The 19,914-nt window shown below is 63.1% G+C and carries 20 protein-coding genes; 5 read left to right on the top strand and 15 right to left on the bottom strand.

The features are described 5' to 3' along the window. Positions 1–243 precede the first annotated feature (243 nt). The 14 genes from NKH54_RS10245 to NKH54_RS10180 form a co-directional block, all read right to left on the bottom strand. Entirely contained in the window at positions 244–861 is a 618-nt protein-coding gene (locus tag NKH54_RS10245; RefSeq protein ID WP_031201653.1) for a sarcosine oxidase subunit gamma, read from the bottom strand. Continuing rightward, positions 854–3,847 (bottom strand): sarcosine oxidase subunit alpha, encoded by a 2,994-nt coding sequence (locus NKH54_RS10240; protein ID WP_353028140.1) that lies wholly within the window; start codon positions 3,845–3,847, stop codon positions 854–856. Before NKH54_RS10240 ends, NKH54_RS10245 begins: the two co-directional genes overlap by 8 nt. A gap of 181 nt (positions 3,848–4,028) precedes the next feature. Beyond that, positions 4,029–4,304, bottom strand: a complete 276-nt coding sequence (locus tag NKH54_RS10235) for a sarcosine oxidase subunit delta (protein WP_023820983.1) — start codon at positions 4,302–4,304, stop codon at positions 4,029–4,031. A 10-nt stretch (positions 4,305–4,314) separates the two neighbouring features. After that, positions 4,315–5,568, bottom strand: coding sequence for a sarcosine oxidase subunit beta family protein (locus NKH54_RS10230; RefSeq protein ID WP_023820984.1), 1,254 nt, complete (start codon positions 5,566–5,568; stop codon positions 4,315–4,317). A 36-nt stretch (positions 5,569–5,604) separates the two neighbouring features. Continuing rightward, the gene (gene glnT / locus NKH54_RS10225) at positions 5,605–6,912 is read right to left on the bottom strand and encodes a type III glutamate--ammonia ligase (protein WP_023726360.1); all 1,308 of its coding nucleotides are present in this window, start codon (positions 6,910–6,912) and stop codon (positions 5,605–5,607) included. A 30-nt stretch (positions 6,913–6,942) separates the two neighbouring features. After that, on the bottom strand, positions 6,943–8,271 hold the full coding sequence (locus tag NKH54_RS10220) for an FMN-binding glutamate synthase family protein (RefSeq protein ID WP_023668552.1): 1,329 nt from the start codon (positions 8,269–8,271) through the stop codon (positions 6,943–6,945). Positions 8,272–8,277: 6 nt separating this feature from the next. After that, complete coding sequence (locus NKH54_RS10215) at positions 8,278–9,006, bottom strand: GltB/FmdC/FwdC-like GXGXG domain-containing protein (RefSeq protein WP_023820985.1); 729 nt, start codon at positions 9,004–9,006, stop codon at positions 8,278–8,280. A 4-nt stretch (positions 9,007–9,010) separates the two neighbouring features. Beyond that, positions 9,011–9,907 carry a class II glutamine amidotransferase gene (locus tag NKH54_RS10210; RefSeq protein ID WP_023668550.1) on the bottom strand — a complete coding sequence of 299 codons (897 nt, stop codon included), beginning with the start codon at positions 9,905–9,907 and terminating at the stop codon, positions 9,011–9,013. Between the two features lie 84 nt (positions 9,908–9,991). Next, positions 9,992–10,309, bottom strand: coding sequence for a hypothetical protein (locus tag NKH54_RS10205; protein WP_023668549.1), 318 nt, complete (start codon positions 10,307–10,309; stop codon positions 9,992–9,994). Continuing rightward, the gene (locus NKH54_RS10200) at positions 10,306–10,995 is read right to left on the bottom strand and encodes a hypothetical protein (RefSeq protein WP_023820987.1); all 690 of its coding nucleotides are present in this window, start codon (positions 10,993–10,995) and stop codon (positions 10,306–10,308) included. Before NKH54_RS10200 ends, NKH54_RS10205 begins: the two co-directional genes overlap by 4 nt. Before the next feature lie 42 nt (positions 10,996–11,037). Next, on the bottom strand, positions 11,038–12,432 hold the full coding sequence (locus NKH54_RS10195; protein WP_023668547.1) for an APC family permease: 1,395 nt from the start codon (positions 12,430–12,432) through the stop codon (positions 11,038–11,040). Positions 12,433–12,446: 14 nt separating this feature from the next. Further along, positions 12,447–12,608 carry a hypothetical protein gene (locus NKH54_RS10190; RefSeq protein WP_023668546.1) on the bottom strand — a complete coding sequence of 54 codons (162 nt, stop codon included), beginning with the start codon at positions 12,606–12,608 and terminating at the stop codon, positions 12,447–12,449. A gap of 27 nt (positions 12,609–12,635) precedes the next feature. Then, positions 12,636–13,013 carry a hypothetical protein gene (locus tag NKH54_RS10185; protein ID WP_023668545.1) on the bottom strand — a complete coding sequence of 126 codons (378 nt, stop codon included), beginning with the start codon at positions 13,011–13,013 and terminating at the stop codon, positions 12,636–12,638. Between the two features lie 28 nt (positions 13,014–13,041). Beyond that, entirely contained in the window at positions 13,042–13,329 is a 288-nt protein-coding gene (locus NKH54_RS10180) for a hypothetical protein (RefSeq protein WP_023804352.1), read from the bottom strand. A 282-nt stretch (positions 13,330–13,611) separates the two neighbouring features. Between NKH54_RS10180 and NKH54_RS10175 the strand changes: the two genes are divergently transcribed. Genes NKH54_RS10175 through NKH54_RS10160 form a run of 4 tightly spaced genes read left to right on the top strand, consistent with a single transcriptional unit; the run spans position 13,612 to position 17,396 of the window. Then, positions 13,612–14,745 carry an aminomethyl transferase family protein gene (locus NKH54_RS10175; protein ID WP_023668543.1) on the top strand — a complete coding sequence of 378 codons (1,134 nt, stop codon included), beginning with the start codon at positions 13,612–13,614 and terminating at the stop codon, positions 14,743–14,745. Positions 14,746–14,787: 42 nt separating this feature from the next. Next, on the top strand, positions 14,788–15,384 hold the full coding sequence (locus NKH54_RS10170; RefSeq protein ID WP_023668542.1) for a dimethylamine monooxygenase subunit DmmA family protein: 597 nt from the start codon (positions 14,788–14,790) through the stop codon (positions 15,382–15,384). Beyond that, complete coding sequence (locus NKH54_RS10165; RefSeq protein ID WP_353028139.1) at positions 15,381–16,346, top strand: PDR/VanB family oxidoreductase; 966 nt, start codon at positions 15,381–15,383, stop codon at positions 16,344–16,346. The genes NKH54_RS10170 and NKH54_RS10165 overlap by 4 nt, the downstream gene beginning before the upstream one ends. Positions 16,347–16,355: 9 nt before the next feature. Next, entirely contained in the window at positions 16,356–17,396 is a 1,041-nt protein-coding gene (locus NKH54_RS10160) for a heme-dependent oxidative N-demethylase family protein (protein WP_353028138.1), read from the top strand. 165 nt (positions 17,397–17,561) lie between these two features. Here the strand turns inward: NKH54_RS10160 and NKH54_RS10155 are convergent, their stop codons facing one another. Next, positions 17,562–18,275, bottom strand: coding sequence for a helix-turn-helix domain-containing protein (locus tag NKH54_RS10155; RefSeq protein ID WP_023692149.1), 714 nt, complete (start codon positions 18,273–18,275; stop codon positions 17,562–17,564). Positions 18,276–18,540: 265 nt separating this feature from the next. Between NKH54_RS10155 and NKH54_RS10150 the strand changes: the two genes are divergently transcribed. Further along, positions 18,541–19,899, top strand: a complete 1,359-nt coding sequence (locus NKH54_RS10150) for a trimethylamine monooxygenase (protein ID WP_023704844.1) — start codon at positions 18,541–18,543, stop codon at positions 19,897–19,899. The last annotated feature ends 15 nt before the right edge of the window (positions 19,900–19,914 follow it).

The raw sequence follows: 19,914 nt of genomic DNA, 5'->3' as shown, positions 1-19,914 counted from the left end.
CGCGGTCGCTGCAGGTTAGACCCTTCCAATCAAACCCATCTTCCGAACGCCAGCGCCGCCCCTCATCTGGCTGCCGCCATCTTCTCCCCGTAAACGGGCGAAGCGGTCGTCGCCGGCTTCGCCAATCGCCAACGTTGCAGGATGAGCGCCGAGGCTGCGGCCAGCTTCTTTCTCCCCGTCACTATACGGGGAGAAATGCCCGGCAGGGCAATGAGGGCGGCGCCAACATCTGAAACTATCGAGCTAAAGCTCCTCGGAATGCTCGACAGCCACACCATACTCCGCAGCCGAATCCAACATCGTGTGCCACAGACTTTCGGCAAACGTCGCAAACACCAGGAGGTTGAACACCGCCTGCCCATCCGCCTTGTCACCACCACGCCAGAGCGTGACGCTGGTGTGATCCATCGAAGTCGCGGCAGCAGCGCCAACCGGAAACGCATCGGGATGCAAATCAATCGACGACAGTTTCGCCAGCATGGCGCGCGCCTTGGGGCCGCAGACGCTGATCAGCACGCGGGCATGCGATTGGTCGGATAGTGAGGCGGAAGATGCAAAGGTCTGAGCGAGCACCTCAGTCCTGCCACCCTTCGACAGGACAAAAAACTGATCCGGTCCCGACCAGATCAGCGTCGCATCCGCGGTGCCAACCGCCTTCGGCGTTTCCGGAGCCGCGACGCCGAAACGAGCGTTCGCCGCCTCGGCCAAATCACCCGCCTTGCCGCGCCGTGCCATCACCTGGACGAGGTCGAAATTACGGATCTCGGTCAGCGACACACCGGCATCGCCTTGCACGCCGTAAGCGCCAGGAGCGAGTGCCCGCTCGAGCGGGCTACGAACATCCCAGGAAAAATCAGCCACGCTGGCGCCCTCCATCGGGATCGTAGAAGACGGGATTGCAGAGCTCGACATCATAGTCTTCACCGCGCAGCGGATCATACGCGTGGACGATCTCGCCGATGCGTTCGCGGCCGCGCTCGACAAGGCCGAGACCGATCCACTGGTCGAGCGTCGGCGAGAAGCAGACCGAGGTGACGTAGCCTTGGTCGTTATCAGGCCCGGGCGTCTGGCCCTTCGGGATGATGTGCGCGCCGGAGCGCAGGCGGCGCGCCTTGTCGATCGGCTTGATGCCGACCACGACCTGCCGGTCCGGCGCCACCAGCGCCTCGCGGCCGGCCATGACGCGACCGATGAAATCCTTCTTGGTCGACATCATCTTGCCGAGGCCGAGATCGGCGGCGGTCGTCATGCCGCTCAGTTCCGGTCCGGCGACATGGCCCTTTTCAACGCGCATGACGCCGAGGGCTTCTGTGCCATACGGCGTCACGCCGAACGGTTTTCCCGCCAGCATCAAATTGCGTGCCATCGCTTCACCGTAACGCGCCGGCACCGAAATCTCGAACGCCATCTCGCCGGAGAAGGAGATGCGGAACAGCCGCGCCTTGATGCCGCCGCGCAAAGCGACTTCGCGCACGCCCATGAAGGGAAAACCTTCGTTCGAAAGGTCCTCGGCAGGGTCGACGATTTCCTTCAACAGGTCTCGCGTCCTTGGCCCGGCAATCGAGAACTGCGCCCACTGGTCGGAGACCGAGGTCAGTTGCACGTCGAGTTCGGGGAATAGCACCTGCCGGCAGAATTCGAGATGCTGCATCACCAGCCCGGCCTTCGCCGTGGTCGTGGTGAGGAAATAATGGTCCTCGGCCAGCCGCGAGGTCGTGCCGTCATCATAGACGAGGCCGTCCTCGCGCAGCATCAGCCCGTAGCGGGCTTTTCCCACGGCAAGGTTTGAGAAGGTGTTGATGTAGACGCGGTCGAGGAAGGCGCCGGCATCGGGGCCGTGCACATCGATCTTTCCCAGCGTCGAGACATCGCAGAAGCCGACGCCCGAGCGCACCGCCTTGACCTCGCGGGTGACCGATTCCAGCCAGTCCTTCTCGCCCGCGCGCGGATACCATTGCGCGCGCTTCCACAGGCCGGTGTCGACAAAGATCGCGCCTTGTTCGGCCGCCCAGTGATGCGACGGCGTCAGCCGCGTCGCATGGAAATTTTCGTCGCGATGGTGGCCGGCAAAGGCGCCGATGGCGACCGGCACGTACGGCGGGCGATAGATGGTCGTGCCGGTCTCGGGAATGGATTTGCCCGACACCGCCGCCATGATGGCGAGGCCGGCGACATTGGACGTCTTGCCCTGGTCGGTCGCCATGCCGAGCGTGGTGTAGCGCTTCAGATGCTCGACCGATTCAAAACCCTCGCGCTGCGCCAGCTCGATGTCGGACGCGGTGACGTCATGCTGCTGGTCTACAAAGGCCTTGCCTTTGCCGGCGACGTGCCAGAGCGGGGTCAGTGAGAAGGACTCGTCGCCGGCAACAGCTGCAGAGCCCGGATTGCCATTGCGTCCCGCGTCCCGCGCCGCTGCGGCGCCGGCCTCGAAACCTGCGCGCAGGCAGGCGCCTAGCCCGAAGTCGCCGTTAGCCGCACCTGCGGCGACCATACCGGGCGGCGCGCCGTCCGGCACGAAGGCGGCGATGTCGTCTCGCCATTTCGGCCGGCCGCGATGGTAAGAGGTGAGCCCGACCGCCGGATTCCAGCCGCCGGAAACGGCAAGCCCGTCGGCCTCGACCTCGGCGCGCGCGCCGCCGGTCAGCGACACCGCTATTTTTCTTACGCCGTCCTTGCCGCCGTCGACGCCGCTGACCGAGCCGTGCAGCACGGTGAAGCCGTTCCTGGAGGCGAGGGAACGATGGGCAGGCGAGACGTCAGTCCGCGCATCGATCACCGCCGCGACCTGCAGTCCGGCTGCGAGCGCGGTCTCGACCGTGCGCCAGCCATCCTCATTGTTGGTGAACAGCGCAACACGCTTTGCCGGCGTCGCGGCATAGCGCGCGACATAGGTCCGCATCGCCGACGCCATCATTACGCCGGGCGTATCGTTGCCGGCAAAGACGATGGGACGCTCGATCGCGCCTGCAGCCACAACACAGCGCTTGGCCACGATGCGCCACAGCCGCTGTCGCACCTGATGCTCGGGCGGAACCGGCAGATGATCGTTGACGCGTTCGATCGCGCCATAGGTGCCGCCGTCATAGACGCCGAACAGCGTCGTGCGCGTCATGATGCGAACGTCAGGCATTGAGCTGAGTTCGGCCAGTGTGCGCTGGATCCATTCCGCAGCCGGCAGCCCATCGATCGTGCCGCCATCCGACAACAGACGGCCGCCGAGCGCAAAATCTTCTTCGCACAGGATGACGCGAGCGCCGCTGCGCCCGGCCGCCAAAGCCGCCGCCAGACCTGCGGGGCCGGAGCCGGCGATCACCACATCGCAATGCGCCCAGGCTTTGTCGTAGTGATCCGGATCGGGGGTGACCGCCGCGCGACCCAGACCCGCGGCGCGTCGGATCGCCGGCTCGTAGACCATTTCCCAGAATTTTGCCGGCCACATGAAGGTCTTGTAGTAGAAGCCGGCGACGAAGATCGGTGCGAACAGCTGGTTCACCGACATCACATCGTGGCGCAGCGACGGCCAGCGGTTCTGGCTGGCCGCTTCGAGGCCTTCATAGAGTTCGGCCGTCGTGGCCTTGGTGTTGGCCTCGCGCCGTGCGCCGGTGCGCAGTTCGACCAGCGCGTTGGGTTCTTCCGAGCCCGCAGTCAGAATGCCGCGCGGACGATGGTATTTGAACGAGCGGCCGACCAGCTTGACGCCATTGGCGACCAGCGCCGACGCCAGCGTGTCGCCCTGGAAGCCGGAAAATGTCGTGCCGTCGAAGCGGAAGGTGAGGGGGGTGGAACGGTCGATGAGACCGCCGGATGAGAGACGATGAGAGGTCACGATGTCCAGCCTCTGATCCATATGGTGTCACGGCGAAGGATGGCGCCGTCCCTTACCCTCCCCCTTGTGGGGAGGGTCGCTGCGCAGCAGCGGGGTGGGGGTGCGGCACCGACCCCCACCCGGACCTGCGGTCCTACCTCCCCACAAGGGGGAGGTAGGGGGCTGGCGCTTTTCGCGACGGCTGTGGTCTCGACAGAATAGCTCATGTCTCCACCTGGCTCGCACCAGCCCCCGCCGCCGGTTCCACCGCGGAGATCTCGTGCGTCAGCGTGTTGCGGGTGACCTTCAGCCAGGCCCGGCAGCCACCGCCGTGATACCAGTTCTCTGCCATCACGCCGGCGATGTTGTCGCGCAGATAGACGTAGTCGTAGACAGCATCCTCGCCGGCACCCGCCGCCGGCCGCGCCGGCTTGGCGTCGCCGAGATAGCTGAACTCGCCGAGTTCGCGTTCGCCGCAGAAGGGACAGACAATACGCATCTCGCCAGCCTCAGTGCAGGTTCGGTTGGGCGCCCTGGCCCTTTTCGTCGATCATGGCGCCAGTCCGGAAGCGGTCGAGCCGAAACAGCGCCGCCTCCTTGTGCGTTTCGTCACGCGCCAGAAGATGGGCAAAGACGAAGCCGGAACCGGGCGTCGCCTTGAAGCCGCCATAACACCAGCCGGCGTTGAGGTAGAGCCCCTCGACCGGCGTCTTGTCGATGATCGGCGAGCCATCCATCGACATGTCCATGATGCCGCCCCACTGGCGCAGAAGCCGCACGCGGCCGATCATCGGGATCAGCGCCATGCCGCCTTCGCAGACATCTTCCATGACAGGCAGATTGCCGCGCTGGGCGTAGGAATTATAGCCGTCGATGTCGCCGCCGAAGACCAGCCCGCCCTTGTCGGACTGGCTGACATAGAAATGCCCGGCGCCGAAGGTCATGACGCCAGGAATGAGCGGCTTGATCGCCTCCGAGACGAAAGCCTGCAGCACATGGCTTTCGATCGGCAGGCGCATGCCCGCCATCGCTGCGACACGCGACGATGACCCGGCGACTGCCATGCCGACCTTGCCGGCGCCGATCTTGCCGCGCGACGTCTCGACGCCAGTCACCTTGCCGTTGCCGTCCCGGACAAAGCCGGTGACCTCGCAGTTCTGGATGATGTCGACGCCGAGTTCGCTCGCCGCATGGGCATAGCCCCAGACCACCGCGTCATGCCGCGCGGTGCCGCCGCGGCGCTGCAGGAGGCCGCCCTGCACGGGAAAGCGCGCATGGTCGAAATTCAGGAACGGCAGCATCTTCTTCAGCGCCGCCTGGTCGAGCAGTTCGGCATCGATGCCATTGATGCGCATGGTGTTGCCGCGCCGCGCATAAGCGTCGCGCTGCGCATCGGAATGATAGAGGTTGAGGACGCCGCGCTGGCTGACCATGGCGTTATAGTTGAGGTCCTGCTCCATCCGCTCCCAAAGCTTCATCGAAAGCTCGTAGAAGCCGGTATTGCCGGGCAGGCCGTAATTGGAACGGATGATGGTGGTGTTGCGGCCGGCATTGCCGGAGCCGATCCAGCCCTTTTCCAGCACGGCGACGTTTCTGATGCCGAACTCGCTGGCGAGGAACCAGGCGGTGGCGAGCCCATGGCCGCCGCCGCCGATGATCACAACATCGTAGTGGTCCTTGGGCGCCGCATCGCGCCAGGTGCGCTGCCAGTTCTTGTGGCCGGAAAGGGCAGCACGGGCGAGCGAGAAGATCGAATATTTCATCAGGTCATTCCGAGGTCGCTCGCACAGCTGGGACGATTATATGTCCAACGTGTGGTCGCGCTCCCATTGCGTGAAGTGCGAAGCATAGGAATTCCATTCCTGGTGCTTCAGCTTTAGATAAGCCGACGAGAATTCCTCACCCAGCGCCGCCTTGAGCGATTTGTCCTTGTCGTATTCGCGAAGCGCGTCGAGCAGATTGAGCGGCAGCTTCGGCGCGCCTTTCACCGTGTGGCCGTTCTGGTACATGTCGATGTCGTAGCGCTTGCCGGGATCGGCCTTGGAGCGGATGCCGTCGAGACCGGCGGCAATGATGACGGCCTGCAGCAGATAAGGGTTTGCGGCGCCGTCCGGCAACCGCAGCTCGAAGCGGCCGGGGCCGGGCACGCGCACCATGTGGGTGCGGTTGTTTCCGGTCCAGGTCACCGTGTTCGGAGCCCAGGTGGCGCCCGAAATGGTGCGCGGCGCGTTGATGCGTTTGTAGGAGTTCACCGTCGGGTTGGTGATGGCGGCCAGCGCCGAGGCATGTTTCATGATGCCGCCAAGGAAATTCTTGCCCTTGGCCGACAGGCCGAGCTCCATCGCATTGTCGGCAAAGACGTTGACCTTGCCGGCCTTGTCCCACACCGAAATATGGGCGTGGCAGCCATTGCCGGTCAGGCCCTGGAAGGGCTTAGGCATGAAGGTCGCGCGCAGGCCGTGCTTTTCCGCCACCGACTTGACCATGAACTTGAAGAACGAGTGCTTGTCGGCGGTCGCCAGCACATCGTCGAAGGCCCAGTTCATCTCGAACTGGCCGTTGGCGTCCTCATGGTCGTTCTGGTAGGGGCTCCAGCCCAGCGCCAGCATATGATCGCAGATCTCGGCGATGACATCGTAGCGGCGCATCACCGCTTGCTGGTCGTAGCAGGGTTTTGAAGCCGTGTCGTATTTGTCGGAGATGACGCTGCCGTCCGGCGAGATCAGGAAGAACTCAGCCTCGACGCCGGTCTTGACATGCATGCCGTCAGTGGCGGCTTCCGCAATCAGCCGGCGCAGCGTGTTGCGCGGCGCCTGCTCGACCTCCTTGTCGTCCATGATGCAGTTGGCGGCGACCCAGGCGACCTCGGGCTTCCACGGCAGCTGGATCACCGAATCCGGATCCGGCACCGCCAGCATATCAGGATGCGCCGGCGTGAGGTCGAGCCAGGTGGCGAAACCGGCGAAGCCGGCGCCGTCCTTCTGCATGTCGGCGATCGCCTGCGCCGGCACCAGCTTGGCGCGCTGGCCGCCGAATAGGTCGGTGTAGGAAATCATGAAATATTTGACGCCGTTCTCTTTGGCGAATGCGGCGAGATCGTTCCCCATTATAGTTCCTCGCTTATTTTGATGTGTTTTTTAGAAGCCGTTTTTCCCCGGTATCCAGTTGGTGCCGGCCAGCGGCACGCCGGCCATGGCGGCGGCTTCGATGGTGAGGGCTACGAGATCCTCGGGCTCGAGATTGTGCAGGCTGTTCTTGCCGCAGGCACGCGCAATGGTCTGCGCCTCCAGCGTCATCACCTTGAGGTAGTTCGCCAGCCGCCGTCCGGCGGCGACCGGATCAACCCGCTTCATCAGTTCGGGGTCCTGCGTGGTGATGCCCGCGGGGTCGCGACCCTCGTGCCAGTCGTCATAGGCCCCGGCGGTGGTGCCGAGCGCATTGTACTCCGCTTCCCAGCGCGGATCATTGTCGCCGAGTGCGACCAGCGCTGCCGTGCCGATCGACACCGCGTCGACGCCGAGCGCCAGCGCCTTGGCGACGTCGGCGCCGTTGCGGATGCCTCCGGAGACGATCAGCTGCACCTTGCGGTGCATGCCGAGATCCTGCAGCGCCTGCACTGCCGGCCTGATGCAGGCAAGCGTCGGCTGGCCGACATTTTCGATGAATACTTCCTGCGTCGCCGCCGTGCCGCCCTGCATGCCGTCGACGACGACGACATCGGCGCCGGCCTTCACCGCAAGTGCAGTGTCATAATAGGGGCGGGCGCCACCGACCTTGACGTAGATCGGCTTTTCCCAGTCGGTGATCTCGCGCAGTTCGAGGATCTTGATCTCGAGATCGTCCGGCCCGGTCCAGTCGGGATGGCGCGAGGCCGAACGCTGGTCGATGCCTTTCGGCAGCGTGCGCATTTCGGCAACGCGGTCGGAGATTTTCTGGCCAAGCAGCATGCCGCCACCGCCCGGCTTGGCGCCCTGGCCAACGACCACTTCGATGGCGTCGGCGCGGCGCAAATCCCTGGGGTTCATGCCGTAGCGCGACGGCAGGTACTGGTAGACCAGTTGCTTGGAATGGCCGCGCTCTTCCTCCGTCATGCCGCCGTCGCCGGTGGTGGTCGACGTGCCTGAGAGTGTGGCGCCACGGCCGAGCGCTTCCTTGGCCGGGCCGGACAGCGACCCGAAGCTCATGCCGGCAACGGTGATCGGGATTTTCAGCTCGATCGGCTTCTTGGCATAGCGCGAGCCCAGCACCACCGACGTGTCGCACCGCTCGCGATAGCCTTCCAGCGGATAGCGCGAGATCGAGGCGCCGAGGAACAGCAGATCGTCGAAATGCGGCAGCTTGCGCTTGGCCCCGGCGCCCCTGATGTCATAGATGCCGGTCGCCGCGGCGCGGCGGATTTCGGAAAGCGTGTAGTCGTCGAAGGTCGCGGATTTGCGCGGCGTCGTCGGCGGGTTCTTGTAGGTCATGCTGCCTCAATACGCGTCGGCGTTGTCGATATTGAAATTGTAGAGCGTGCGCGCCGAGCCGTAGCGCTTGAATTCCGACGGCTTGACGCCGGTGACGCCGGCGCGGTCGAGCAGTCCCTGCAGCAGTTCGATATGCTCGGGCCGCATCTCCTTGGCGATGCAGTCGGCGCCCAGGCTTTCGACCTTGCCGCGCACGAACAGCCGCGCTTCGTAGATGGAATCGCCAAGTGCGCCGCCGGCATCGCCCAGCACCACCAGATTGCCGGACTGCGCCATGAAGGCCGACATGTGGCCGATATTGCCGTGCACGACGATGTCGATGCCCTTCATCGAGATGCCGCAGCGCGACGAGGCGTTGCCCTCGATGACGAGCAGCCCGCCCTTGCCGGTGGCGCCGGCATACTGGCTGGCGTCGCCCTTGATGACGATCGAGCCCGACATCATGTTTTCGCCGACGCCAGGTCCGGCCGAGCCGTGCACGGTGATGGCAGCGCCGTCATTCATCCCGGCGCAGTAGTAGCCGACGCTGCCGCGCACATCGATGCTGACAGGCTGATCGACGCCGACGGCAACCGAATGGCTGCCCTTCGGGTGCAGCACTTCCCACGCCGTTTCGTTGGAGCCGGGCGTCAGATTGTGAAGCGCCTGGTTGAGCTCGCGCAGCGACGACACATCAAGATCGAAGACCCGGGACGCCTGGTCTTGCGCCGCCTTCGAAAGTTTGGTTGCCGGCATGAGCTCAATGCTCCCAGAAATAGACGGTTGCGGGTTCCGGCTCCCAGACCCTCGCATTGTCTATGCCGGGCAGCTTGGTCAGCGCCCGATATTCCGAGCCGAAGGCGACATACTGGTCGGTCTCGGCCATGACGGCGGGCTTGCAGGCGATCGGATCGCGCACCACGCCGAAACCGTTCTTGGTGCCGACGACGAAGGTGAAGAAGCCGTCGAGATCGGACAGCGTGCCTTCCAGCGCCTCGCCGAGGTTCTTGCCATGCGCCATCTGCGACGAGAGATAGGCGGCGGCGACCTCGGTGTCGTTCTCGGTCTCGAATTTCATGCCCTCCCGCACCAGCTCACGCCGCACATTATTGTGGTTGGACAGCGAGCCATTGTGCACCAGGCACTGGTCGGCGCCGGTCGAGAACGGATGCGCGCCCATCGTGGTGACGGCCGATTCCGTCGCCATGCGGGTATGGCCGATGCCATGCGTGCCGGTCATCGAGCGGACGTCGAAACGGTCGACGACCGCTTCCGGCAGACCGACTTCCTTGTAGATTTCCACCGCTTCGCCGGCGCCCATGATGCGCACGTCGGGGCGGATTGACTGCAGCGCTTCGCGCGCGGCATCGACCTTGTCGGGCGCGGTTCTCAACACTGCATGGGTGGACTTCACCGCTATGCTCACCGGCGCGCCGATGGCCTTCGCGAGTTCGGCGTCGAGGCCGCGGAAATCGCGCTCGGGCTTCGCGGACTGGATGGTGATCTTGGCTTCATTCCTGGAAGGCGCGCCATAGATGGCAATGCCGGCGCTGTCGGGGCCGCGATCGCTGAGCGATATCAGCATCTGCGACAGCATCGAGCCGAGCTGCGGCTCAAGCGACTTGTCTTTCAGAAAAAGTCCGACGATTCCACACATGTCAGCCTCCCGACGTTACCACTAGACGATGATGTATCGAATGCGTCGTGCGAATTCAATCGTATGAAAAAAATATTCCTGTAGTTACGTATCCGGCTCGATGCGGCCTTGTGAACTATCGCCGCCGTCGCGGGCGCTGTGAATCCATGTGGCGGTGCGGATGCGGGCTATTCTGTAGGCATCGAGGATCGACAGCGCATAGATCAGGAAGCCGCCGGCGTGGCGGCCGACGAAGCTGGCATCGGCCGGCGCGATCTTGGCCGTCACCCAGGCGAGGATCACCATGAAGAACAGGAACTGCAGGCCGCGCACGGGCACGCCCAGAATGACGTGGCCGCTGGCCGGTAAGACGATGGCAGCGCCGAGCACCAGATACGGGTTTGTCGGTGCGGGTGCGCTCATGCGACCTGCCTTTCCTGTCGGTTGATGGCATCGCGCAGCACTGAGGCCGAGGTCAGCAGTCTCTCGACCAGCGTTGGATCCAGCCTTGCGCCGCCGAATGCGGCCTGCCGGAACACGCCGTAGCGCGCCCGCTCGGCCTCGGCCAGCAGCCAGACGATGCGCACGCCGTTCGGGGTGATCAAGAGTTCCTTGGCGCGGCCTTCGGCAAAGATGTCGAGATGGCTGGCGATCAGGTTCTGCGGAAAGCGCGCCGCCCTGAGGTCGGTTCGCAGCACGGCTTCAGCCGGAAATCCCGGAGCCTTCGGCAGCGTATGCTGAAGATGATCGAAATTGGAGAAGGTCGTCGGCGAGCCCGGCCGCATCATCATGTCGAAGGTCGCCGGCACCGCAACCGGCTCTGTGATCGTGACACTCAACCATCGCGCCGGCAGCTTTCGCGTAGCCAGCGTGTCGACGATGGTGCGCAGCTGCACGCGCTGTCCGTTCCATGTGCCGACCCAGGTGACAACGCCGGCTGTGCCATCGGAGACATCAACGGCATCTGTGATGACGGTCCGGATGCTGGCTGCCTCGGCTGCAAGATCAGCCTTGGCCTTTTTGCGGCTGGCGCGCGTATGCCAGGCGAGGTGCAGGACGAGAGCCACGGCGACCGCCCCGGCCAGCAATGCTGTCGTCACGTCAGACACCTCGTCACGCCATGCCCGCCCAGACCGGCAGGCCCTCTCCTGTCAATAGCCCTGCGGCTTCGGCCACGGCATGGTGAACTGGTCGCCGCGGCGCACATAGCGGTAACGGTAGAAGTGGAACCACAGCGAGATCAGGAAGTAGAAGGCGACCATGGCGATCAGCTGCGTGCCGTAGCCGAGGAAGATCGCAAAGAAGGTCACCACGCAGAGGCAAAACAGCACGATCGCCGGGATCGGGTGGAACGGGTGCGTATAGCCGCGGCGGATCGTGCCCAGCGGCCACTTTTTGCGGAACATCATGATGTTTATGCTCATGAAGGTGTATTGCAGCACGCCCGACAGGATTGAGAAGGTGATCGCCTGGTTGAGGTCGGCGATGAAGGCGAAGGCGAGCGCGATCGGCAACAGGAACAGGATCGAGCGATAGGGCGTGCGGTATTTCGGGTGCACGGCCGAGAACCATGTCGGCAGATAGCGGTCGCGTCCAAGCGAGAACCACGCGCGGGCCGCATCGTTGATACAGCCATTGGCCGACGCCAGTGCCGCGAGCAGCGTGGCGACGAACAACAGGTTTTCCAGCAGCGGGCTGCCGGTCAGCTTGCCGGCGTCCCACAAGGGATAATAGGTGATACCGAGGTACTCCCAGGGCATCAGCGAGGCGCAGACATACCAGGTCATGGCGGCGGCGATCAAAAGCGTGATCATGCCGGCCATGGTGCCGTAAGGCAGCGAACGCGCCGGCGAGCGCACTTCCTCGGCGGCCTGCGTGGTGCCTTCGATGCCGAGATAGTACCAGATGCCGAACTGGAAGGCCGCGATGACGCCGATCCAGCCATAGGGCAGCGCATTGCCGGGGGTGACCAGTTCGTTGAGCTTCAGCACAGCACCCTGCGTCCAGGGGCTGACCGAGAAGAACAGGATAACGATCGAGACATAGGCTATCGCCGTGATGACGAAGTTGACGTTGAGCGTCATCAGCACGCCGCGATAGTTCAGCCATGCCAGCACGACGATGGTGGCGGCAATGAAGGAGTTGTGGGTGAGCCCTTCGACGCCGGCCTTGGCGACGATGGTGTCGCCGAGCAGGATGGCGTCCGAAACCTCCAGCATGGTGTAGGCAAAGACCAGGAACAGCGCGACGTTGAAGGCCATCAGCGGCCCGACAATGTGCTTAGCCTGCGCGTATTGGCCGCCGGCGGCGGCAACCGTCGATGTCACCTCGGAGTCGATCATGGCGACCGAAGTGTACAAGAGCCCGACCACCCAGCAGACGATCAGCGCCGCCAGTGCGCCGCCCTTGTCGGCCGAGAAATTCCAGCCGGTGAATTCGCCGACCAGCACGATGCCGACGCCAAGCGCCCAGACATGGGCGGGGCCGAGCACGCGTAGCAGTGAAACTCTGTCGCCGTGTATTGCCGGTTCAAGCGTGATCGTCATTGTTCAATCCCCACTCAGATCCGGTGTTTTTCGGAAGCGGCTTCAAGCTCGCCTTCGCGCGAGGAAGTCAGCACCTCCTCGGAATAGGTCGTGTCGATCTTGAACCAGTCGTAGAGCATCCACAGCGCAAGCACGACCGAGATGCCCCACGATGCGTAAGAGAGTGCGACCCACATGAGCGTGCTTCCCCAAAATCTCTGGCGTTACTTGTCGTCGAACTTTTCGTTGATGACGTCGCGATATTCGCGGTCGGAGGCGCGGAACAGGAAGACGAAATAGCCGATCAGCACCGCCGCCATGATGATCAGCGTCGGCCAGTCGATGATGTAGTGGAAGCGGTTCTGGATGATGTCGTGCGCGGTCTCCGGCGTATAGCCGAGCTTTTCCCAGATCGAGGCCATGGTCGGGTTCTGTCCCAACGCTTCCCAGGTTTTGGCATCGAGCGCGTCGATGGATTTCGCCGCACCCGCCAGGCCGAGTTTCAATGGCAGCCACAGCGCCACGAAAATGGCGACCACGACGACCACGATATCGAAAATCTGCCCGGCCTTGCCTTGTTCCGGCGGCGTGTAGCGCGACATGTCTTCTACCCCTCAGGACGTTCTGTTTTCAGGACTTGCGGCTGCGGGCCGCGTCGGCGTTCTTGATGTCGAGACCGTAGATGAAGTCCTTGTCTTCCTTGTAGTGATTGACCATCGCCAGGATGGCGGCCGTATTGAAGATCAGCACGGCGGCGGCAGCGATGGCGACGACGATCTTGATCCCGGTGTCCGGGATGTAGGGCCATGTCATGACGAGCACGAAGAGGATCGTCGCCCAAAGGCAGATGATCAGGAGCGCGGACCCGCGCAGGTCGGAACGGTACAGCGTTTCGATGCGCTGCTGCAGGTCTGACATCGGTTTCCCCTTTTCCAGCGCCCGACCCCGAATTGGCCGCCCGCTGCCTCTTTCAACAGAGTGAAATTTTTTTCATAAATTCGGGCCGAATCCAGCAATTGTCAAGCCGATTTTACGTTGGGTTAACCGTTTGTCCCCAGCCGCGAATTTTGCCTGACAATGAAATTATTTGCTTCCGGGTATTGCGGCATCAGGACGTTTGCGATCAATATTCGACCAAATGCTCCCGCCTCGCGCAGGGAGCCGGGAACACAATAGAATTTTCGAACGGAGGATTTGCGGATGACGGCATCCTGGAGATTTTCGACCCTGGCGGATCGCCATCGCGCGTTAGGCTCGAAGCTCGAAGACTGGAGCGGCATGGGCACCGCCTGGACCTACGACAAGGACGCCGACGAGGAATACACCGCCATCCGCACCAGGGCCGGGCTGATGGATGTGTCGGGCCTGAAGAAGGTTCACATCACCGGGCCGCACGCCTCACACCTCATCGACCTGGCAACGACGCGCGACGTGGAGAAGATCTATCCCGGCAAGTCGGCCTATGCCTGCATGCTGAACGAGGCCGGAAAATTCACCGACGACTGCATCCTCTACCGCACCGGGCCGAACGCCTGGATGGTGGTGCACGGCTCCGGCACCGGCCATGAGGAATTGCAGCGCGCTTCCGTCGGCCGCGACGTATCGCTGCGCTTCGACGACAATCTGCACGACCTGTCGCTGCAGGGACCGACCGCGGTCGACTATCTCTCAAAGCATGTGCCGGGCATTCGCGACCTCAACTATTTCCATCATATGCAGACGCAGCTGTTCGGCTTTCCCGTCATGATCTCGCGCACCGGCTATACCGGCGAGCGCGGCTACGAGATATTCTGCCGCGGCCAGGACGCCGGCACGATCTGGGACAGGATCCTCGACGAGGGCAAGAGCGCCGGCATCATTCCGTGCCGCTTCACCACGCTCGATATGCTGCGCGTCGAAAGTTATTTGCTGTTTTATCCCTATGACAACTCGCAGAAATATCCGTTCGAGAACGAAGGCCCCGGCGACACGCTGTGGGAGCTCGGCCTCGACTTCACCGTCAGCCCCGGCAAGACCGGCTTTCGCGGCGCCGAAGAGCATTACCGCCTCAAGGGCAAGGAGCGCTTCAAGATCTACGGCGTGCTGCTCGACGGCAAGCAACCCGCGGATGAGGGCGCGCCGGTCTATCGCGACGGCAAAAAGGTGGGCGTGGTCACCTGCGCCATGTATTCGCCGCTGGTCGAGAAATCGATGGGCATCGCCCGCCTCGACGTCGACTGCGCGGTCAAGGACACCAAGCTCGAGATCCGCAACAAGAGCGGTTCGATCAGGGCGACGGCGCAGCCTCTGCCCTTCGACGATCCCAAAAAGACCAAGCGCACGGCGAAAGGCTGAGGCACAATCGACAGCGAGGGGTTTCGAGGTACGAAGTAGAGAATGGCAGCCAAAACGATCATCAGCCGGCCCATTTACGGAACCCTGTCCCCGCAGCCCGGCAAGCATCATCTTTTCGTGGCGGATGCGGAAGGCGCGCTGGCGATCGTCGATATGGCAAGGACGGCGCCCCCCGGCTTCTTCGACGGCGCCGAAATCGTCTTCATTCCCGGGGCCGACGGCAAGCATGTTGCCGCTCTTGAGGCACTGAAGTCCGCGCAATTTCATGTCGCGCCAACCTTCGCCAGCCTGCTGCCCCGGCTGAAGCAGACGCTTGCCAACGCGCATATGGGCCTGCGCCTCTATCTCGCCGGCACCGAAGGGCTGATCGGCCAGGCCATGCAGGTGGCGCTCGAAGCCGGCATCGATCATACCTCCATGCAGACCGAGCATCGCGGCTCATTGGCGCGGCGCATGCAGTGCGTGCATTGCAAAGGCATCACCGAAAATGTGACGACGCAGCCGGCCACCTGCGCGCATTGCGGCCTGCTGCTTCTGGTGCGCGATCATTATTCGCGACGGCTGGCAGCATTCCAGGGCGTCTGCATAAATGCCGAGGATCGCTCGGAGATTCCTCCCATCGAGGAGGTCTTCCCATGAGCACCGGCACCACCAAGCTCGATGTCGTCGTCAGCGACGTCGTCCCGGTCAACGAACTGGTGACGCGCTTCCATTTCCGCCGCCGTGACGGTGAGCTTTTGCCGACCTTTTCCGGCGGCGCCCATGTCGTGGTCGAGATGCGCGATGGCGACCGCACAAGGCTCAATCCCTATTCGCTGATGGGATCGCCGCTCCACACCCGCGAATACACCATCTCGGTGCGCCGCGACGATGTCGGCCGCGGCGGCTCGTTGTTCATGCACCGGAGCGTCAAGCCCGGCCTGGAGATGGTGGTCAGCTACCCCGTCAATCTGTTCTCGCTCGACCTCAGGGCAAAGAAGCATCTGATGCTTGCCGGCGGCATCGGTATCACGCCGTTCATGGCGCAGACCGCGCAGCTCGCCGGGTCCGGCGGCAATTTCGAGCTGCACTACACCTGCCGCACCGCCTCGCTCGGCACCTATGCCGATGTGCTGCAGGAGCGCTATGGCCGTCGCGTCCGGCTCTATCACGACGACCGCGACGAGCGCATCGAACTCGACCGTCTCTTGTCCTCGCAGCCGCTCGGCACCCATCTCTATGTCTGCGGCCCGGCCGGCATGATCAACTGGGTGCGCGAGCGCGCCACGGCTCTCGGCTGGCCGGCGGAGACCGTGCATTACGAGCATTTCGCGGCACCCCAGCCCGGCCTGCCGTTCGACGTCACACTTGCCGTCAGCGGCAAGACCATCCGCGTCGGCGAGCAGCAGAGCCTGCTCGAAGCGATCGAGGCCGCCGGCGTCGATCCGCCCTATCTCTGCCGCGGCGGTGTCTGCGGCCAGTGCGAGACCAACGTCGTCTCGTATGACGGCAAGTTCATCCACAACGACCACTGGCTCAGCGAGGAAGACCATCGTTCCGGCTGCAAGATCATGCCGTGCGTGTCGCGCTTCGAAGGCAAGTCGCTGGTCCTGGAAAGATAGGAGGCGAGCTTGGGCATCACCTTTCGCAAGGAAACGTTTCGGGACGATTTCACCTTCAAGAACAGCCCGGAACACATCAGGCGGTTTCCGTTCCCGTTCCACGAAGATGCCTACATGTATGCGGTCAACATCGAGCCGCATGTGGTTGGCCCCAAGGGCAGCGTGATGGAAAACCTGATAGACGTCGACGAGCACTATGTCGCCGAGATGCAGGACCGCGCTTTGGTGCTGGCCGAGGATCCGCTGCGCTGCCAGTCGCTGCCGCACATGACGCTGGCCGGCTGGGACCTGCTCGAACTTTTGATGGAGCAACAGGCGCTTGGCTATCCCGAGCATTTCACCCTGACCCGCGACGGCGACCGCTGGCGCTGGATCAACCGGCCGCTCGGTATCGACGACACCTTCACCTTCGGCGACACCTCGACACTGCCTTACGGGCCGATGGAGTACATCACCCGCCAGAGCCAGGGCGATTTCTGCATCCTCGATCAGCGCGACGGCAATCTGTGGATGGACGCCGGCATGGTCACCACCCAGGCCGACTGGTCGCTCGATTTCGACATCGGCATGAATTTCTTCGAATGGCACGCGCCGGTGCCGCTGGCGCATGAGAAGGAGATTTTCGTCAGGGCGCTGAAGTTCCTCACCAACATCCAGCAGGGCAAGCCGGCGCGGCGTCTCAACTGGACGATGACCATCAACCCGCGCCTCGACACCAGCCCGGAGAATTACCACAAATGGGGCCCGGACCGCGCGACGGTGACGCCCGAAAATGTCGGCGACAAGGTGCATCTGCGCGTCGAACTGCAAAGCTTCTGGCGGCTGCCGCGCTCGAACGGCATCGTCTTCCCGATCCGCTGCTATCTCATCAAGATGGACGAACTGGTGACACAGCCGAAATGGGCAAGACGACTGCACCGGGTGATCCGGGATTTGCCGGAAGAGCTGGCCACCTACAAGGGCCTGACGCGGTATCGGCCGACATTGGTGGAATGGCTGTCGAAGCTGGATGATGGCAGTGCGACGTCACCGGGGTTCGGGCCGGACTAAAGGCCCCCTCATCCGGCCGCTGCGCGGCCACCTTCTCCCCGAGCGGAGAAGAGATCGCCAGCGCTGACGCCAGACTCCTCTCCCCTCGGGGAGAGGTCGGATTGCCCCGAATTGCTCTTGCAATTCGGCCTTGGCAATCCGGGTGAGGGGGCTGCGGCGGTCCGATTACCCAGCGCTATTCTGCGGATAGCAAATGATCGACAGATACCGCATCGGAAGTTTCGTCAGTTGCTCCGGCCCGTGCGGCGCGTCGGCGTCGAAGAACAGGCTGTCGCCCGGCTTCATCGGATAGAGGTTGCTGCCGTGCCGGTACACCACCTCGCCCTCCAGCATATAGAGGAATTCCATGCCCTCATGCTGGAAGGTCGGGAACACATCCGAATCCTCGGTCAGCGTAATCAGATAGGGCTCGACGACGACGCCGCTGGTGTTGGAGCCGATATGGCCGAGCAGATTGTATTGATGGCCGGCGCGGGTGCCGCGGCGTTCGACATCTAGCCCTTCGCCGGCCTTGACGAAGACGGCGCTGCGCTCTTCCTCGAATCGGCGGAAGAAGGCGGTGACGGGAACGCCGAGCGCCCTCGACAGCGCCTGCAGTGTGGTCAGCGACGGCGAGGTGATGCCGTTCTCGATCTTCGACAGCATGCCCAGCGAAATATCGGTGGCGACGGCGAGATCGGCGACGGTGATGCCGAGCTTCTTGCGGAAGGCGCGCACCTCGCGCCCGATCGCCACCTCCAGCACTTTTTCGCGGGTGTCGCGAATGGCATGCGGGTTCTGCGTCAGCGGCGCGCGGATGGTCTTCCCGTCCACGGATGCCTTCGCCGGTGGCTTTGCCCTTGTCGAAGCAGTCTTGGAGTCGGAACTTGTCTTCGCCATCTCACCCCCGAATCCCCATGATTATTTCACTCCAGGTGAACATATTCGGTGCCGATACAGAAACGCAACCGCGCAGCAAGCCCGTTAAGTCGAATGGTGTCCGCACCGGATTTGCGCCGTCATCCGTTTCCGGAAATCCGCTGGGGCGAAACGCGGTTTCTCCACAAGGCCTGTTGACAGCATCCAAGAGGCAATTACTGTCCTGTGAGTGAAATTTGTTTCGTAAGAGCAATTCCAAAAATCGAATGACACCGGGAGGCCTGCCATGAAAACGCGCGTTGCCGTCATTGGAGCGGGGCCATCCGGTCTGGCCCAGCTCAGGGCCTTCAAGTCGGCTGCCGACAAGGGCGCCGAGATACCCGAAATCGTCTGCTTCGAAAAGCAGTCCGACTGGGGCGGCCTGTGGAACTACACCTGGCGCACCGGCCTCGACGAGCACGGCGATCCCGTCCACGGCTCGATGTACCGCTACCTCTGGTCGAACGGACCGAAGGAGTGCCTGGAATTCGCCGACTACACGTTCGAGGAGCATTTCGGCCGCCCGATCGGATCCTACCCGCCGCGCGCGGTGCTGTGGGATTACATCAAGGGTCGCGTCGAGAAATCAGGCCTGCGCGAATGGGTACGCTTCAACAGCCCGGTGCGCATGGTGACTTTCTCCGACGAGACGAGGAAATTCACCGTCACCGCGCATGACCGCACCAACGACGTCACCTACTCCGAGGAGTTCGACAATGTCGTCGTCGCCTCAGGGCATTTTTCCGTTCCCAACGTTCCCTATTTCGAAGGCTTTTCGACATTCAACGGCCGCATCCTGCACAGCCATGATTTTCGCGACGCCATGGAGTTCAAGGGCAAGGACATACTGATCATCGGCCGCTCCTATTCTGCCGAGGACATCGGCTCGCAATGCTACAAATACGGCGCCAGATCTATCACCTCCAGCTACCGCTCCAAGCCGATGGGGTTCAAATGGCCGGAGAACTGGAAGGAAGTGCCGCTGCTGCAGAAGGTCGTCGGCAAGACGGCGCACTTCAAGGATGGCACCACCAAGGACGTCGACGCCATCATCCTGTGCACCGGCTATCTGCATTCCTTCCCGTTCCTCACGGAAGAGCTGAAGCTGAAGACCGCCAACCGCATGTGGCCGGACGGGCTCTATGAGGGCGTCGTGTGGGAGAAGAACCCGAAACTGTCCTATATCGGCATGCAGGACCAGTTCTACACTTTCAACATGTTCGACGCCCAGGCCTGGTTCGCCCGTGACGTCATCATGGGCCGCATCAAGCTGCCGTCGGTACAGGCGATGGCCGAGCACGGCGCCAAGTGGCGGGCACGCGAAGAGACGCTGGAAGACGCCGAGCAGATGATCTGGTTCCAGGGCGACTACACCAAGGAATTGATGGACCAGACCGACTATCCCGGCTTCGACGTCGAGGCGGTCAACCAGACCTTCATGGAGTGGGAGCACCACAAGGCGGAAGACATTATGAGCTTCCGCGACCACGCCTACCGCTCGCTGATGACCGGCACCATGGCGCCATCGCACCATACGCCCTGGCTGCAGGCGCTGGACGACTCGATGGAAAGCTATCTCCAGGTGAAGGGCGTGGCGGCGGAATAGGTCGGCGTGATGCAA

This window comes from Mesorhizobium sp. M1004 (assembly GCF_040318795.1).
Classification (GTDB): Bacteria; Pseudomonadota; Alphaproteobacteria; order Rhizobiales; family Rhizobiaceae; genus Mesorhizobium.
This window is presented reverse-complemented; position numbering and strand designations above follow the sequence as displayed.